At 61.5% G+C, this 18,138-nt stretch carries 14 protein-coding genes; 5 read left to right on the forward strand and 9 right to left on the reverse strand.

All coding sequences use genetic code 11. The features are described 5' to 3' along the window. Positions 1-316: 316 nt before the first annotated feature. Both FS507_RS14735 and FS507_RS14740 read right to left on the reverse strand, forming a co-directional pair. Entirely contained in the window at positions 317-574 is a 258-nt protein-coding gene (locus tag FS507_RS14735) for a hypothetical protein (protein ID WP_145943538.1), read from the reverse strand. Next, entirely contained in the window at positions 571-1,635 is a 1,065-nt protein-coding gene (locus FS507_RS14740; RefSeq protein ID WP_186314711.1) for a hypothetical protein, read from the reverse strand. Before FS507_RS14740 ends, FS507_RS14735 begins: the two co-directional genes overlap by 4 nt. Before the next feature lie 192 nt (positions 1,636-1,827). On the opposite strand from FS507_RS14740, the gene FS507_RS17685 reads away from it, so the two are divergent. Next, complete coding sequence (locus FS507_RS17685) at positions 1,828-2,388, forward strand: antirestriction protein ArdA (RefSeq protein ID WP_186314712.1); 561 nt, start codon at positions 1,828-1,830, stop codon at positions 2,386-2,388. Positions 2,389-2,628: 240 nt separating this feature from the next. On the opposite strand, the gene FS507_RS14750 is transcribed toward FS507_RS17685, so the two are convergent. Beyond that, the gene (locus FS507_RS14750) at positions 2,629-2,949 is read right to left on the reverse strand and encodes a helix-turn-helix domain-containing protein (RefSeq protein ID WP_145943541.1); all 321 of its coding nucleotides are present in this window, start codon (positions 2,947-2,949) and stop codon (positions 2,629-2,631) included. 157 nt (positions 2,950-3,106) lie between these two features. On the opposite strand from FS507_RS14750, the gene FS507_RS14755 reads away from it, so the two are divergent. From FS507_RS14755 to FS507_RS14770, 4 genes are all read left to right on the forward strand, one after another. After that, the gene (locus FS507_RS14755; RefSeq protein WP_145943542.1) at positions 3,107-4,294 is read left to right on the forward strand and encodes a hypothetical protein; all 1,188 of its coding nucleotides are present in this window, start codon (positions 3,107-3,109) and stop codon (positions 4,292-4,294) included. A 61-nt stretch (positions 4,295-4,355) separates the two neighbouring features. Then, positions 4,356-4,709 (forward strand): hypothetical protein, encoded by a 354-nt coding sequence (locus FS507_RS14760; RefSeq protein ID WP_145943543.1) that lies wholly within the window; start codon positions 4,356-4,358, stop codon positions 4,707-4,709. 11 nt (positions 4,710-4,720) lie between these two features. After that, positions 4,721-5,770: a hypothetical protein gene (locus FS507_RS14765; RefSeq protein ID WP_145943544.1), complete on the forward strand. Its 1,050-nt coding sequence runs from the start codon at positions 4,721-4,723 to the stop codon at positions 5,768-5,770. A 96-nt stretch (positions 5,771-5,866) separates the two neighbouring features. Further along, a complete protein-coding gene (locus FS507_RS14770; RefSeq protein WP_145943545.1) occupies positions 5,867-6,499 on the forward strand; it encodes a hypothetical protein in 633 nt (210 codons plus the stop codon). A gap of 65 nt (positions 6,500-6,564) precedes the next feature. Here the strand turns inward: FS507_RS14770 and FS507_RS14775 are convergent, their stop codons facing one another. The 6 genes from FS507_RS14775 to FS507_RS14795 all read right to left on the reverse strand — a co-directional run bounded on the left by FS507_RS14775 (position 6,565) and on the right by FS507_RS14795 (position 17,856). Then, positions 6,565-8,277 (reverse strand): hypothetical protein, encoded by a 1,713-nt coding sequence (locus FS507_RS14775; protein ID WP_145943546.1) that lies wholly within the window; start codon positions 8,275-8,277, stop codon positions 6,565-6,567. Between the two features lie 1,633 nt (positions 8,278-9,910). Continuing rightward, on the reverse strand, positions 9,911-12,163 hold the full coding sequence (locus FS507_RS14780; RefSeq protein ID WP_145943547.1) for a Rep family protein: 2,253 nt from the start codon (positions 12,161-12,163) through the stop codon (positions 9,911-9,913). After that, positions 12,156-12,551, reverse strand: coding sequence for a hypothetical protein (locus tag FS507_RS17690; protein WP_186314713.1), 396 nt, complete (start codon positions 12,549-12,551; stop codon positions 12,156-12,158). The genes FS507_RS14780 and FS507_RS17690 overlap by 8 nt, the downstream gene beginning before the upstream one ends. Positions 12,552-12,553: 2 nt before the next feature. Further along, on the reverse strand, positions 12,554-12,769 hold the full coding sequence (locus FS507_RS14785) for a helix-turn-helix transcriptional regulator (protein ID WP_222121441.1): 216 nt from the start codon (positions 12,767-12,769) through the stop codon (positions 12,554-12,556). 489 nt (positions 12,770-13,258) lie between these two features. Further along, a complete protein-coding gene (locus FS507_RS14790) occupies positions 13,259-17,548 on the reverse strand; it encodes a hypothetical protein (protein ID WP_145943548.1) in 4,290 nt (1,429 codons plus the stop codon). Further along, positions 17,545-17,856, reverse strand: a complete 312-nt coding sequence (locus FS507_RS14795) for a hypothetical protein (protein ID WP_145943549.1) — start codon at positions 17,854-17,856, stop codon at positions 17,545-17,547. The genes FS507_RS14790 and FS507_RS14795 overlap by 4 nt, the downstream gene beginning before the upstream one ends. Positions 17,857-18,138 lie beyond the last annotated feature (282 nt).

Below are 18,138 nucleotides of genomic sequence, written 5' to 3' on the forward strand. Positions count from 1 at the left end.
GAGTCGTCACTGCAGGGAACTCGTCATACCCGCCTCCATGCGAGAGCTTCCCGACACCACTCATCTCTTCAGGATCAACGCTTGGTTCTGATGAGATGAATAATGCCTACTTGGGGGTCGAGTCCATACGAGGCGCACATAATGCCAGCGTAGACGGTTAATCGGCCCGACGGTAGAGGTCGACCCCGGGGAGCTGTAGCAGTCGCACTGGGGGGATTGTGCGACCGGGTGCTCGACCCGGGGTCTGGCCGCAGGGGGGATGCGGCTGAGGTGAGTATGACACGGACACCGGCACCGTGCCCGGGGTTCAACCGATTCAGTCCTCACGCTGGGCCCGCTGGACCCATGCCCGGGACGCAGCCCGGGTGCGCTCACGCTTGGCGACATCGGCCGGTCGTTCCGGCAGGCCCGGCACCACCTCGGCCACCCGCTCGGCCATCTCCGGCAGCAGGTGGATAAGCGAACGCATGACCTGCACCCGGCTCAGGCCGGTGGCCTTGGCGAAGCTGTCCAGCAGGTCACGCTCCTCAGCGAGGACACGGACCTGGACCAGCACCTGTTCGTTGCCTGTCATGCAACCCTGTCCTCCTTCTCGGTGACCTTGAGACCGTAAGCGTCGCAGTCGTACACCTGACCGTCGAAACGCGCCAGCTGGCGGGTCTGGCCTCCGGAAGCCCCTTCGACCGTCTCCACCAGGCCGGAGTACAACTCACGGTCACCGTCATACATCTGTCTCACGACAACGGCCTCCGTCGCAACCCAGCTATCCAGCGGGTGTTCCAGGAGAAAGATCGAGTTCGACCGACGAATCTCGCCGTCCTCGTACCGGACAGCGTCGCCGGAAAACTTGAAGGTACCGGTGAAATTCCGCTCACGGCGCCGGGCGCCCTCCCAAACGCTGTAGAAGGCCGTACCCGTCTTCAACTCCCACTCCGACTCGTCGAGGGAGTGCTCGATCAAATTGCCGTCGCACCTCACCTCACGCCCGTCCAACCGAATCACGGCATCTTCAGGTTCGACGCGTGAGCGCACACTCTCCATACCGGCGACCATGAACTCCCCTGTGATCTGCTCGTCACCTCCAATGAAAGTGCCCGTCACCGGCTCCCAAGCACTCTCGGGGATCGACTCACTGGCCACGGCCTCGTTTTCCCCACCGACACCGTGGCCGTCCTCGACAAACGTGATGTAGTTGCCGGTGAGCAGCTTCCGCTGGCCGTCGAAGTAGATCGACTTCCCCTTCAACACGACCTCACCGGACCAACGGTGCTCGACGCCGCGCTTGGACCGGCCCGAGCCCTCGAACTCCACCCAGGCGACGGTACCGGTCGTTGTTCGCCCCCCATGAGCCTTCTTTGCCTCAGTCTTGAACCGGGTAAGCGCAGCAGCGCCTTCCACGGTGCCCAGCCACTCGATGATTTCCTCGGGGTCGTAGTAGTACGTCCTGTTGAACATCTTGCTGGTGTGGTGCCACTCACCGGTGGTCGGTGCACTCTCGTTGATGAATGCGCTTGTCACGCCCCTGTGTCCAGCCTCCCGTGCGGCCTTTGCCGTCTCCGTGGCGGTCGCCAGGCCCCTGGCCTCGGCGCCCACCGCGTTGTTGCTCTTTCCTGCTCCCCAGTTATAACCAGCCATGACCTCGCCTTTTCAGTATTAGGTGACCAAGGGAATCTCCCTTGCCCTACCAATAACCATACATGGTATGTATGTATTACGCAAGAACGCGGTCACATGTGTTGTCTTCGCAGGTACGCAGCCCATGGTCGGCGGGGGCCGACCTCGGGACCAGACACGTATCTTGTTCCCGAGCCTTCAGGAGGCCCCACCATGCGCACGTTCAATGCTGACGCCACGACCATCACGCCGCGGGTGTACCCGACCTGCATGTTTTGTTACACCAACGGCGAGCTGGTCGGACGCTGGGTCGATGCCATCGACGCTGACAATGTCGTGCCCGCCGACCTCCATGGCGTGCCCTACTCCGACGAGCACGAGGAAATCTGGATCTCGGACACTGAAGGCATGCCGATCATCCCTAGTGCCGGTGAGATGAACCTATCGACCGCAGCCCGGTGGGGCCATGCGATCGAGGCCATCACACCTCAGTGGCGTGCCGCGTACATCGCGTACATCGAGGACCAGTGGATTAAAGACCCGCAGGACGCACCGTCCGAACAGGAGTTTTTCGAGGTCTTCGAGGGGAAATTCGAGTCCTTCGAGGACTACGCCGATGTCGTAGTCACCGACAGCGGCATGCTGATAGGCGTGCCAGACGAGGTGTCCAGGTATTTCAGCGTCGAGGACTTCGCCCGAGACCTGCAGATGGACTACACGACTATCGACACCGGGACACCGGACTACGCAGTGTGGGTCTACCGGAACGTCTGAAGTTTTTCACACCCGTTTTCGGGTAAATATTCCCCACCCCCGTGCCAAGTAGTCTCACCTTATGGGTGTACCCCCTACTAGAGCTGAGACTAACATACCATACGTGTCAAGTAGGGGTCGCAAAAACTGGCATTGACCAGCTATTGTCCGGAGTGTCGCACTCGCAAACGGACGGAGGAACACCCGATGAAACACACGAGCTTTGTGCCGAGATTCTCGGCGCGTAAGGTGGAGCGAAACTCAGAGCGGCTTCTCCGAGTCCCCGGTGTCGGCCGATCGTTGCTGCTCCTCGAGTTCGACGAGCCGGAACAGCTCCGACGTCCTCACGCCCAGGGCGTCGGCCATCCGACATAGAACGTCAACCGTCAGGCTAGTACTGCCCTGCTCAACCCGGATAATTCCGCGCTTGTTGACCCGGACGGCGTCAGCTAACTGGGCCTGTGTCAGGCCACGCTTACGCCGCAGTGCGGCGATAGTTGCTCCGAGACTCAAGCGTCGGACCTCCTGTCGCCGCAGCTGCTCCGGAGAAAGTAGCTCGGGCGACTGTGGCACGACGACCATTCTGCCCCACGCCTGCCGGTACTGAAAGACGACACGAAGCACACCCGCCGTAGGGAATTTTCCTCACAGGCTTTGCGCGAACTTTGTGGTGCAATTACTGTCACACCAAACGAACCTATCAGAATCGAACAACCCACACATAGAAGCGAGCATTCTCATGGCTTCCATCGACCTTTATCACGACCTTGACCTGGACCGTTCCAAGTCGCCCGCCGAGCTGGCTGCCGAGATCGATCACCGTCTCCGTGGCGTGTCCTGGGACGACAAAGCCCAGCACGAGCAGTTGACCGTTGCTCAGCGCATCCTCGGCAATCCGATCAAGCGCCAGATGTACGACCAGCGGCTTGATGCCCCTCAAGCGTCGATCGACGTCGACAACCTGCGGGGACTGGCCTACCAGGACGTCGAACCGCCGAAGTCTCTGGCGGCGTCGACTGCGCTGGTCACCGATAAGGTGAAGAGCTTCTATCGCACCGACACGAAACCCAAACTCGCCGGCACTGCAGTCGCCGCCGTCGCGGTCCTCGGACTCGTCGGCGCCGGGGTCGCATCGTGCGGTAGCGATGACGAGGAATCAAGCGCCGCTGGATCCGCGACGAATTCGACGTCAGAAGACCTGACGGACCAGGACATAGAGGATGCCGCCGAAGAGAACTTCCGCAACTTCACCTTCATGGAAGCCGGCGACGAAATGAAGATCCTCACCGGCAAGAAGTACACCTACGACGACGGTCACGTGGAGCGTGTCGACGGAGGTGTGTACGGCCTCTCCGTCGACAACCTCCGCCTGGTGGACGAAGTGGAGCCGGGAGACCCGGACGCCCCATCCGATCATCCAGACTCTCAGCCAGTAAAGATTGGAACATATGCCTGCGTCGACTTCACTCGACGCCTCATCGAGCCCAACGAGAGCATGAACGAAGGCTCGACAAGGCTCGACGACGACGAAAAGTTTGAGCTACAGATGTCGTCATTCCCGAACCTCGGAGTCGTGGTCAACCCTGTGATTGACGACAAGAAGCAGAGCGATCGACTCGGACGAAACGGGGATAGCCTTCCAGTCGAGGTTCCCCCGGGGTCTACGTCTCAGATCGAGAACACCGGCAGCGGTCCCGCGAAGACCCTGGACACAGGCGAGACCTCAGAACTGGACTACGGCCAGAAAACCGAGACAGCCGGCTACTGCTGGGCGGCAACCGGACCGCGTGCGAACAAGGCGAACTCCAGTGAGGTTGACGAACCCTCTGACGTGACCGGGTACACAGTTCTCGGCGTACCGAATGGGGACAACACGGACATTGAGCCGTCACTGGAGGAACAACACGGATGGCTCCTTCCCCACTGAGACGCTGCCGATAGGCAGTAGACGCCCACAAACTCTAATCATCTTACGACAGGAGATCAGCATGTCCATCATCAAGAAACTCACTACGGGGGCCGCAGCCCTCGCCATCACCAGCAGCCTTGCCGCTGTCACCACCGGCACTGCCTCTGCCGACACGAACGGCGAATGGAACTGCTACTTCCACCGCGGCTCCGACCGCGTCGTGACCGCCGGTGCCCTGCACGTCGGCCTCGCCTCCGGTAACTGTAGCCACGTCACCTTCGGTGCGGGATTCCCCGGGTCGAACGGCCAGACGGGAACCATCGGCCTGGGCCACGTCCGCCTGCCGAACGGTGAGTGGGCCGTGGCTGAGCTGGAGGATGTCTTCGGCATCGCCCCGGCTCTGGCTGCCCCCGGACACAACATGCCGTTCTGAGGCAACTGCTCATGCGAACCAACATGACACAGCGACTCGCCGCCATCGTGGCCACCGGCACTCTGGCGATCTCACTGACCGCCTGTGACGATGACGACGACAACGGATCCAACTCCACACAACCGGCCACGACCGGGACCGTCGAGGACGACCAAAACGCCGAGCTGCGCGAGTTGTACGCCGATGCCCTGGACAACTTGGACCCGTCCACCTTCGCTTCCGACGGTTTCAGCCCGCGGGAGCCAACTGGAGCCTATGAGTACGCCATGGTCGACATCACCGGCGACGACATCCCAGAGATGCTGGTCAAATCGGTCGCGACGGAAATCAGTTCCATTCGGTTGATCGCTGCGAACGAAGACCGGACCGCACTGGTCGAGCCTGACCACCTGTTCGGTGACGGCGCAGGCTCTGCCGGTGGTGAGCGTCTGGAACTGCACACCAGGACGAACCATGACGGTCTGCTGGCCTCAGACGGTCGGTCAGGGACCGGGCAATACACGACCACAGAATGGGAGCTCGACGGCGATCAGCTGCAGGAAACTGGCAAGACCTGGGAGTACCGAATCGACCAGAAGCCCGCTGACCTGGAACAAGCACAGGCAGAGATCCCGTGGTCCGATAGTCGTGATCGCTCAGCCCTGGAAAACCTGGGAGAGGCCGAGGACGCCCCAGAGGCTCCCGATGACGACCATGACGGTCCGAATCCCGACCCGCCAGCCAGCAGCGACGACAGTGCCGAGGAACCTGACACCCTCGACGAACCTGCCGCTAATACCGGTGGTCGGTCAAAAGCTGACTTTCCGAATTTTGGAGCTAACTCAGCCACCTCAGATGAGTTCGCCAGGGCCGTCTACAACTCGTGGATTGACCAATACATCGCCACCGGAGAAACCGCACCCACGTTGAATGTAGCTTCGCCCGTCACCGGCGAATCGTACGCCATGAACTGCACGTACAGCGTCAATGTCACATGCTCGGGCGGAAACAATGCGCGGGTCATGATTCACCCACCAGCACCCGACCCGGCGTCAATTCCCGGCGGTGTCATGTGGGGGTAATCAGCAACCTCATTGCCTAGAATTGTAGCCATGAATGGTATTCATGCGCTATAATTGAACCAATAACTCATATTACTGATTTTGAAAGGTTCCACCATGACCCGCACTACCACGCGCCTGTGCGCCGCCGTGCTGGCCGCGACTACTGGCTTCGCGCTGGTGGCCTGCGGCAGTGACGACGCCGAGGACACGAGCACCACCGACCAGACCGCCGCCGAGACCACCGCGAATGCTTCGACACCGACCGGTGACAATCTCGATGACCTCTCGCTGCTGTCACCTGGTGAGTCCATCGAGGTCAGCAACGATTTTGATGACGCCGTTTACTCGCTCACTGTGGACAATTCCCGTACCGGTGATGCCGGACAGTGTGTCGACGTCATCTGGACGCTGGTGGCCCCACCGGACGAGCAGACCGACGACAACCTGAACCAGGACCAGGACAACGCCACATTGACGCAGCTATACACCGACTCCGGTTCCCCACTGGCACACATCAGTGCGGGAATGGCTCACGACGGTGTCCTGGACCAGCCGGAGGTGGACACCACCGTGGTCGATGCTGGCGCCTCAGGCGACTCGGACGGTGACAGCATGTTCGACACGGCTGCCCGGACCGTGACACAGGGAATCTGCGCCGACGCTGCCGACGCTGACACGATGGTCGTCAGCGTTGACGTCGACGACACCCCCTCCCAGGAGGTCGACGGCTGGCGCGTCGACCTCTGACACCCGCCCCTGACACCAGAACCCCGGTCACCACCACCTCGGTGACCGGGGTTCTTTTTTGAGCCTCAGCGGCCCATCTCGGGTCCAGGACGGCGCCGTGTGACACCTTCCCCGGTATCGGGGCCGTTGTCGCCCTGGAACCGTGCCAACTGATCCCGACGGAGCTTCTGCTGGGCGACCGTCGACTTCAACCGACTACTGGTGGCCTTGTCGAATGTCTGGCGATCCGTCGGCGCCATCGCCTTACGCAATGTCAGGACTTCCTTCACCGCCACCTCCGCATCACCGTGCATCTCGTTGACCTCGGCAACCGTCGACCGGAGAGTGCGCTTCTCAGCTTCAAGCTCGTCCCTGTCCTCGTCGAGCTTTGCTTCCCGGCGGTCCAGGGCCTGCTGCCGCGCCTGGGCCTGTGCCAGGGCTGTAGCGGCCTCCTGACGGTCCGCGGCGGCCTTGTCCATGTCCGGCTGAAGCTCCGCCCTGACAGCCTGCTCAGTCTCCTCACGGACCTTCTGGCGGAGTGCCGGTGCCTCAGTCGAGTCGAACTCGGCCTTAGCCTCGGCCCGACCCTGAGTCCGTCCCTCGGACTTACCGACTTCGATGGCCCGCGGGATCATGGTCTTGTTGATCTCACCATTGACCTTCTCGACCAGGGCCGCCTTCTCAGACTCCCACTCGGCCCGAGCCTCAGTGGTGACCTTGTCGCGGACCTCCTGTTCGATCTTCGGCCTCTCGGTGTTCTCCCAATCCTCCGTCAGCTGCTCCGTCGTCCGCCGTGCCTTCCGGAACTCGGCCGCAGCCAGGTCCGCCAGCATCTGCGTGTCCTCGGTCGACTGAGCAGCCTCCACCATCAACGACTCGGCCTCTTCGCCCAACGTCTCGGCCTCGAGGGTCATCGCCTGCGCTTCCGCATACTCGTCCTTGGGATCTCCCAACATCGAACGGACCGGGTCCGGTTCCTCCTCGATGTCGTACCCACGTTCCAGCATGAACGACCGGAGGTTCGCCTGGTAGGCCCGCATTTTAGTGCGCCCGGTGATCTGGACGTTCTTGACCTCGCCAGTATCCGGATCCTCGCGTTCGACCGTCACGTCCGCATGCTGACCCCACATCTGCTGGGCTTCGACCCGCAAATAGTTCTCGTACTTAGGGCTTGGGGCAAAAGTGTCACACATAATGTGAATATGCGGAATACTCTCATCGAAATTTACGGCGAATCCGCTGATGGCATCGTGACCGCCGGTCAGGACTTCCGTTTCCAGGTACTCGATCAGATCGTCAAAATACTGCTTCGCCGCGTCCATGTCCTTGACGACCCATCGTGGGCGGTGGCCGACGACCCTTTCGGTACCGTCAGAGTTCTTCCGCTTCACCGGGTAGTAATCCGGTACCTTTTCGCAGAGGCTCTTCGGCAGGAACGACACCATCGTCGTCGTCTCAAACGATTTCACCGACATCTTCCGGTAGACGTTTCCGATACGGCCATCGCCGTACTCGATGACATCTTCGACCTTTGCCGCCTGGTCGATACCGACCCAGCCGCCGTCACCATCATTCATCTTGCCGTAGTTGAGGTGGGAGTCCGCCTCGACAATGCTCTCATTCCGTGACACCTGCTTGGCCATCCACTCGTCGTCCAGGTGCCGCAGGCACTCCTGGAGCAACCGGCGGCGGTCGGGCTGGGTCTTTGACGTACGCTTCGCGGGTTCGCCGTGGGCGCCCGACTGCAAGTGTCGAATGTTGATCCCGGACCGCGACGCGGTCCGAACCGTGGTTGCCATGCTGACCCCTCTCCGGCGGCACTGCCGCCGTTGCGTGGCCGCTGCCGACAGTGTCACGGAGAGGGGTCCCTGGCCCTCCTCCGTGACACTGCCAACACCGACCACCGTGGTGGTGGACTAGCAGGGGACCCTGGCCCTCGCTACTCCACCACCACGAAGAGAATCTGGTAGCCCGGGGCCCCCTGCCACATCTTGTGGGGCCCTGCTTCGCTGCCCACAAGATGTAGCACCCAGGCTACCAGATTCTCTTTTAGCCCCGTAAAGCGAATCCTCCTTCGTCGGATTCGCCGGGGCCCTGCCGGGAGCTCGTCGATGGGCGGGCACTCGGCTCACGCCGAGCACCCTCCCATCTCTAGAAAGAACAAAACCTCGGTCTGACCAGCGCCGTTACCGCCACAGTCCAGCCCCCCACCTCCGGGGGTCACTGACCTCACGGTCAGCGCCACCCTCCGGCAAAGCATAAGTGCCTAATACGAAGCACCTGCGTCACACTCCCTTATTCTATCTCGGTGGCAATCGGCAAGCCTCAGCCCCCAAGCCGCAAAGGTGACGCCGACCTGCGAAAACGGGTGTATACACCCCCTCATTTCCGCACACTGAAATCCTCTGACCGCGTATGCATCACTTTGAAAAGTGCTGGTCAGAAGCTCAAACCCGTATACACCCCATCTGCCGACCTGACGCAGGCTATACACCCACCAGCATGACACCACGGGGTGAATTCATCACCCGGAGGTCGCCTCGAAACAGCCGCCGAGGGTGAATTCATCACTTCTGAACACGCAGGTCAGAAGCCCATAGGCTAATTCACCCACTCCGGCCATCTGACGCAGTGAATACACCTCCTCTGCAGCCCCAACACACCCAGATCCGACAGTCATGTTGGAGGGGTCATCGGGCAGAGATCTGTCCACCGATCCACACCACCGACACCACATCCGACACCCGTCCAGGACGGTGCCCAGGACGCCGACTGAGACCGCCATGGACACCACCACGGGACCGACAGCGCCGGCTCACCGACACCGCCACAGCGGGTGTCACAGACACCCGCGCATCCGCCCCGACCCCCTCCCAAGGTCACGCCGATGCCTGACCTCCGCCACTACACATCAGCCGCTACTGTCCCTTACGGGACAGTTGCGGAACAGCGCAGGTGGCAGATACCCGACACTACTGGTGTCGCTTAAGCGCTGGATGTCGCTAGTGCGACTTAGCAGCCAGATAGCGGACACCGCAACAGCCACTTACCGCGCCCCGTAACTGCCGACCGTGCGATCTGTCTCCTACGAGACAGATACGGGACACTACTGGTGGCCGTTACCAGCCACTACGGTTCGTCACCACCGTTCATGTGACTTACGAGCCAGTTACCAGACATCTCCAGTGTCTGCTATCTGCTCCCGCACTTAACGGACACTGCAGGAGCGACTTATGAGCCACATACAGTGGCTCCTGACAGACACATCACCACCGACGCCCGGGGCCATGACACTTACACCCTGAGCCTGCGGACTACATGGATGACCGGGGCCTTACGGCCCCGGATATACCTATTAACCATGTGGGCCTTACGGCCCACCTGTATATGTGCGGGCCTTACGGCCCGCAATAGGCGTCAAGGGTCAAAGGATCATGCGGCCCCGCCTGAGAGAATCACGCGGAGACGTTCGCCCTTTTCGACCTGCTCGGCCTCGCGACGTGCATCAGCTTCCGGGTAGTCGTAAACGATCCCGGGCTGACTGTCATTACTGACCGGAAAGTCACCGATCCGCCAAATCCCTGTGGGCTTAACCGGTGCACTCGGAGGGATACGCCCGGCAGCCACACAGGCGCGACGAATATTCCGGAGTTCAGTACTGAACTCATTCAGGCGAGCACCCAGCTTATTCAGCTCATCCACGTCACGGATAACCGTATCGATGGTTTCTGCGGATACTGTGGTCATTGCCTGCCACCGCGCACCCAGATCAGCCAGACGCTGGTCCGAATACCAGTCACCCACCGAGTCAAGGTCCAGATTCTCAGTGACGTCCGCGAGATACCGGATCTCCGAGAGGATCGACGCACGACTGTCCAACCTCACCAGTTCAGCACGACGGCGCAGAAGGCCAGCAGCACGGCTACCCAGCTCCCGGCGCCAGGATTTCATGCCAGCGCGTGCCTCCATCTGGTCACGCCGTGCCCGAGCGAGTACAGCATCGGTGAACTCCGCTTCCCCGAAGTCACCAGCGGCCTCCCGGACGTATACCAACTCCTCGTCCAGCTCACGGGTGCGCTTCTCCAGCTCGGCAAGCTGGTCGCTGATACCGTCCAGTTCGGCCTCCAGGGGCGCCACAGGCCCCTCAGACGCACGATGGGTCCGGTAGGCCGCCAGTTCGGCCTCAGCAGCCCGCACACCGATGTCCCAGCCCGGAGTGGTGGTCAGGTCGATGTCGTGGCACCGCTCGTCCACAACCTGCGCCAGCACCGGGTGCAGCGCATCTGCGGTGTATTCACCCTCGTCGACAAACGTCCGGTTCAGCTCGAACGACGCAACACCCCGCCTGGTCATCAGCCGGTGAGTGTACGGATCGGTGTGCTCCACGGACGACACCGAGTACCGCCACGACTCCTCCTGAGTCTCCGGGTTGTCCCGGTGTACCTCAACGACCCTGGTCAGACGACGGATGAACTGACCCATCGCCTCGTCGATCTCGCCCTTCTTCTGAGCGTAGAAGAAGAACTCCAACGGCGGCGTGGTGTTCGTGATGACGATGACCCGGGGAGCGATCCGCTCCTTGTTCCTGTACCGCGCAGCCTGCTGACTCGCTCGGTCCGGGTCCATCAGCATCAGCCATTCACCCGAGGTCATCGAGTCCACACGTGCCTCGTCAAGGAAGAAAATCTCCTGACCCATGTAGGTGTCGAACACATTCTTCGCCGCCGGGTTGTAGACCTGCCAGGCTTTGCCCGTGGCCTGCTCAGACAGAGTCACAAGCTGATCACAGAACTGCTCGGCCGCGTAGCTCTTCCCAGTACCGTTGATACCGTGAACATAGACCACTGACGTGCGGAAATCCCCGCGCTTCAGCGCCGCCGCCGCCAGGTATCCCTGACGCTCGCCATACATCATGAACGCATCATCGACCATCTTGGACGCGTCCGACTTCTCGTTGGTGTGGATACTGTACGCATTCCACATCCAGTCAGTCGCCATGATCTGCGCCTTCGTGACCTTGCCGGTACGGGCGAGTTCCGCGAGGTAAAACGCCGTGGGCAGAGTGCTGGCAACCTGCTTGGCAGCCCCGCGTTCACGCCACTGCCGGTACCGCTCGGCGTGGATCTCCCGGTAGTCGGCACCGCGGTATGTGACAACCTCGGACGGAGAGTAGCGATACTTGTCCCGGTCCGTCTCGTGGATCAGGTAGCCCAACATGGCGTCCCAGCCATACGGCACCCTCCCACCGGCATTGGTCGTGACCGGCGAACCGCCCTTCTTCAGCGGCCTCATGAACTCCGGGTCCATACCGATGATCCCGGCGAGCTTCTTGACTGTCTGCGGTGGGTCGATCTCCAGTGCGAGGTGGTCGTGCTCGGTTTTCGGCTTCTCGATGTACATCCCCTGCGCCTCTGACCACACCTGATGCACGTCCTGATCGTGCCGGACACCGTATGCCGTCCTGAGCGTGATGCCTTCCACCGTCAGCCGCTCGTTGATGACGTCGAGGACCGCACCCGGACCCTTCGGCAGCGCCGACAGCTCCTGCTTTGTCCAGTCCCACCAGCGTGGCAACGGCTGCTCTTCGATGAAGACACGGGAGACCTTCACCTCCCCTGATGCCTTCTTCTTCGCGCTGCCACCCGTTGTGGCCTTGGTGGACTTCTTGGCCTTCGTCTCAGCCACGGCGACCACCGCCAATCTGCGCTCTGAGACCCCTACCTGCGGCCCAATATGCGTCAATCTGCGCCCAATATGCGGTCCAATCTGCGGCAGCCTTACTGCTGGTCACACCGGTGGGCGACAAGCCGGTGAAACGTACCCTGACCTGCGGAAACGAGCCGCATTGAATACAGGGTCTCACCGCGCACGCGTTAGGATTTTCCACGGTAGGTGTCGGAAAAGTCTTGACGGTCACCTCGCCGGCGGGGGCGACGGGGATGGCGGGGCGGTTCAGCGCGGCATGACTTCCGCTACGAACATTGAGTGTGGTACGCTCAATATCGAAGGAATCGCCGCAGACTTCTTCTTTGACCCCGGAGTTCGCCGCTCCGGGGTTCTTCTGTGCCAGCATCGCTACACACCCCCTCCCACAACTTCCAGACCGTCGACCCACGCGTCCAGGTCGACGACGCGGTAAAGAATGGTGTGGCCGCCGGGTACGCGGTACCCCCGCGGTCCAGTGCCACGTCGGCGCCACGTGCGTACGGTCGCGGGCGTCACGCCCAGGTACTCAGCTGCATCTTTTGTCGTGAGCGTGCAGCGACGCTCGATCATGGCCACATCGGGCATGACGGAAACTCCTCGTGTTCGAGTGTTTCCGGCCCGAGTCTGCGTTTCTTTCCGGCGGTGTATCTCCGGTGGCACGCGGGCCACGCCTCATCGGACACCATGGGTGCCACCGAGCCTTATGGGAGGACATCTCCCTGCCGGAGTCGGGAATCAAGAGTCAGTCTGTCGGGCACTGTCCGTGCCCTCTTAGTGGTGTTTCGTCACTTGCCGCCGTAATGGCGTCGACTCGATCTCTATCTTGTGGAATTGTGTTACCCAGAGTAACACAGATGAGCACAACGTTTCAATCTACTCGCGCTTCCGTGAATGCCATTCCCGTGGTACACTCGGAATTGCCTCTCAGAGGCATAACGCTGGAAATCCACTGAGAAGTACCCCCGACTCGTCATCGGGGGTTCTTTTCTATTCACCCCCCTTGCGAGTTCCATTTTCTACCTAAAATAACCCCCGTACCGACATTCGGTACGGGGGTCATTCAACACCGACGAGCTATGTGTTCATCGTGCCCTGGTCACCACCTCCCCACGTATCCCGAGGATCAGCAGAGCGAGGCTGCTGCCGAGGCCCCTGCGGCCCCTGCGGGTCGTTCTGGCCCTGAACCTGGTGGGCACCGTCACCGGTGCCACCCTGGCCCTGAGCGCTGTTCTGCCCCATCATCATGCCGGTCGCGACACCCATGCCACCGGTGGCCTGGCCCCGGCGGCGACGAGCCGAGCGCATACCCTGCTGGGTGCCCTGAGTCCCGGGCTTGCCCTGCTGGCCCTGTGCACCCTGACCGCCACGACCGCCATTGATGGACTCACTGATCGTGCGCTGCGTCCTGCTCTGTCCACCACCGGCGACCTTGTTCACACCGGCACCGACGGCACCGGCAGCGAGATACCGACCGAAGCCGGGACCGTCATTGCCACCACCGGTCGGCACGTTGTTGCTCACCTGCTGGACATTCGGCTGTGCCGCCGGTGCCGCCGGAGCCTGTGCCTGCGGCACCTGCTGTGCTCCACCGAACTGCTGGTACGGAGCACTGTCGCGCCCTGCAGCCATGGCCTGGTCCCGCAGATGGGCCGTACCCTGACCCAGGCTCATCTGCTGCGGCACCACCGGAGCGCCGCCCATGTGGGCGCCGGTGGTGCCGGAGACCGCCTGACCGATCACCTGAGCACCCGGAGAGGCCTGCTCGTTGTTGCCGACGTTCTGCGCGACCTGGTTGACCGCGCCACCAACACCACCGGTATCTCCGCCACCGTTGGTACCGCCCACGTTCGTGGGGCCGTTACCACCGGACATGGCCGCGGCACCGACACCGGCACCCACCATGGCAGGTGCAGCACCGTCAGCGCTCAGTCCACCCTGGGCCTCGACCTGGTCAGCGACCATCTGGTCGGAGTCCGCCGACGCGGCCTGGTTGACCTGGTCACCGGCACCACCGAGCATGTCAGCGTTCTGTGCACCCTCGGCCTTGACCGGCATCCCGGTCTGATCGAGCAGCGGAGCACCATCAGAGTCGGTCAGGTTGCCGTGCTTGTCGATGCCACCGACATCGGACGCGTTGATGGGAGAACCATCCTGACCAATCATCGGATTGCCGTTGGCGTCGGTGATATTGCCCTCGGCATCCACGTTCGCCACGTCGTTCAGTCCGACCTGATTACCGTCAGCGTCGACCATCGCGTTGCCGTCAGCATCAGTGATGTTGCCGTCGGCGTCCACGTCATAGTCACCGGCGGGCAGCATCGTGCCCTCAGCATCCATGCCCTGCAGTTCGCCCGGGACTTCACCGCCGTCATAGGACGCCTCGGTCATACCGTCGGCTTCATCGCCGTCAGCACCCAGGCCACCGGCCATGGCCGCACCACCGACACCGCCGGCAGCTCCGCCGCCGGGACCCTCATCGGGACCACCGGTACCACCGTCACCGTCGGCATCTGGAGTACCGCCGGTGCCGTCGTCGTCCTTCTTCTTGTCGTCCTTCGAGAGGATCTGGTGCGCAGCAGCCATGCTGGCGCCGCGTGCGACACCCTGACGTGCACCGGAAGCAAGGCCACCCGGCTCTCCGCCACCACTGACGCCAGTACCGATGACCTTGTTGATGATCGAGGTGACACCCTCATCCATCGCCTGGGTCAACGTCGAACGCAACTTCACAGCCATGACCGTGAACAAAATGACGCCGATGGACGCCACCCCGGTCACGACCAGGACCACGGTCGTCGGGTTCTTCACACCGAGCACGAGCGCACCCATGACACCTCCGACCGCCGCCGGGTTCGTATCACTCAGATTCTCTACCAGCGGTTTCTCGATCAGACTAGGCACCACCATCATGAATTCCTGGACGACCTTGTAGACGAAGAGCGTCATGAAGATCTCGAGGAACATCGCGATGGTGTAGACGATCGCCTTGGCGATACCCGGCAGCAGGCCGATCATCGCGAACGGAATCGCAGCGATGAGCTGGATGCCACGCTTGATCGACGAGAACAGCAGTGCCAGGCCGTAAATGAAGCCGATGATGGCGAAGCTCACCAGCAGTGTCATGGCCGAGAACCAGTAGAGGTAGGCCATCATGCCCGACCCGATGGCGTTCACCGACGAGTGCTGTTCACGAGTCCAGGCCGAGTTCGACTGTGCCGGAGAAAACGCCGTGGCCTGCGTGTTCCCGAAATCCGTGTTGAGGTACGAGTACATCGCCAGCGGCGACATCGCACAATCCGACAGCGTGGATTCGTGGTCCGGATCACCGGTCCAATCGCCACCGACGACCATGTCCGGGGTACAGACACCGACATCGGCGCCACGGGGTGCCTTGAACTGCACTGATGCGCCCGCATCATCAGACAAGTCACCTGCCTCCCAGATCTGACCCCGCATCGCAGATTCAGGGTTGACCTGCAGCAGCGGGTTGTTCATCTCCTCGACATCGGTCTCCGACATACCCTCGATGCCGCTCACAGAGGTGAAGTCGCTGACCCAACCCAAAATCTCCGACGCTGCCTGAGGCTCATCCTCCGCGAGCTGCGACAAAGCACCCTTCACAGAGGACTCGTACGACGCAGAGGACACGGACTCGCCAGAAATATACCTGCTCAGCATGGACAAAGTCGTCGAATACGCTGACGCACTGTCAGCCCCATCCATCTTGTCCTCACCCGTGACCGAACCACCCCAGTTTTCATCGAAAGTGCTGGACTTGTCCACCAAGTCCTCGAAAGCAGGGTGGTTCTGAGCGTTGACTTCAAGTGCCGACGCCCGAGCATCGGCCTGGGTGGTGTCGCTGGGCCGGTTGTTGTCCTTATCCCAGGTCATGACCACTCCAGTAGGCAGAGCCAGCCGAGAATCGACCCACTTCTCGAAATCCACGTAAGTCGAGCCGACGACCTTGGAAGCGTTCGCCTGGGCCGCCTCACCAGAGGCACCCTGCATCGACTCCAGTGCCCCGGTGTAGGACACACCGAGCAGCGGAATACCAACGGTCAGGAAGCCGATACGGATAGCCAGCTTCTTGAAGCCATCGCCAGCGTTGTACCGACGCGACATCAGCACGCCAAAGAAGAAAATACCGATGAAAATCGGGATCGTAACCAGCCAGCCCAAATTCACAAACCCGGTGTACATGTCGCCCAAGAAAGACTTGAGGCCGTCGAACATTCCATCGGTGCCTTCGGCTTCACCCGGCATACCCTCGGTAAACGCAGGATCGTAGCCCTCACGGAAGCCCTCTTCATTTCGACTGTTCGACGTCGCCCAGTCGGTAATCAACCTGAAAGGGTTCAGGGTTTGGAGGAGATTCACCACAGTGTCGAAAACGACATCGACAGCGCCAGCGGCAACATATGCCAACAAAATTCCGGTACCCATGACACTGTTCTTCGCCGTTTCCATCGAGTCCCGAGCCGACGTGGAGTCGAAACCAGTACCAGCAAGAGTCGCGCCGTAATACGAGTACGCACCGACACCCTGGTCCGGTGCACCCTCGACGGCACAGGGGTCACCCAGATCGACCTGACCAGCGCCTTCCTGCATCCGGTCAAAGGTGTCGTACCGGTACACTGCATCGTTATTCGCATCGCCAGAACCGAAAATCCAGTTCTTGTTCTCCAGGAAATCCTGATTCGGATTCGCTACGAAACCACCGGCCATGGCCGGACTGTTCAGCACGCACCGCCACGAGTCGAGACCGGCAGACGGTGCCGCTGCTCCATCTTCGCCGCCAGAGCCTCCGGTGTCGTCTGAGTCATCGTCATCACCGCCACCGGAGCCATCGCCGGAGTCACTGTCGTCGCCACCACCAGGGACCATGCTGTTTGCGTAGAACGCCGCCAGCGCCGAGTTCATCCGGTACAGCGAATAGTCATCAGGCTGCTCCTGAGAAGGCTGCTCGTCCTCGTCCTCCTCATCCTCACCAGTGAACTCCTCGGCGCACTTCCGCAGTTTGCTGTCATCCGTAGAACCTCCGTCATCGCCGGAGCCACTGTCGTCGTTGCCGTCATCACCTCCGTCCTCGTCCGGCTTGGCAATACATTCCACCAGGTCAGCGACGTCGAGCATGTCGCCCAAGGCATTCTTCACACAGTCTCCGACTGCAGTGTTGCCCTCACGCTTATCGCCATCAGATCCACATGCCTTGAGGATCATGTCAACGGAGATGTCTCCCAGCTGAGCCTCCGCCTTCGGAGCCCAGGAGCCACCGGCGGCCCCCAGGGTCAGCAGACCAGCCACCAGGCCGACCAGCCACCGCCGGTACCAGGTGGGCTTCTCCCACCTCATCAACGTGCTCATGCTGCAGCACCACCCTTGACCAAGATCGTCGCAACTGCCCTGGCCTCCGCTTCGCTCAGCCGCGGAGCTTCCGCCGCAATTACCCGAGCACGTGCCTTGATGCGCGGGTCAACCTGTCCGCCACAGGCCCTCTGCGTATCGCGCAACTCCTTCCATGCGTCAAGATCCTCCCGACGCATGACGATCTTCCCCTCGGCGTTCTTCGAGGCGGCAAGATTTCCCTCAGCGATGTGCTTGCGAAGAGTGCTGTGTGCCCCATACCGCTCCGACACCGCCTCCCGCAGCGTCAATTCCTCATTCTTACCCACTTGCGCCCTTCCGGCCAGCGGGCACCGCAGTGCCCGAGCTGTCCGGCTGCCACCCCACATCACGCAGTATCCGACTGCTGTAGCGCCTTACAGGTGGTCCTCACGCCCTGAGCGTGATCCCACCGTCCGTTTTCGTCTCCCCGCATTGCGCCATCCCGGCACGCCGCTATGAGGTGGACCGACCTCGGGTATCTCCTAAAGGGATTGTGAGATCCCTACAAGCTGAGTGCTCTCCGAAGCAGGACGCTACCCCTGCACATCTGCCAATCAGCTTAGCGCCCC

This window comes from Corynebacterium glyciniphilum AJ 3170, assembly GCF_007673095.1.
GTDB lineage: Bacteria > Actinomycetota > Actinomycetes > Mycobacteriales > Mycobacteriaceae > Corynebacterium.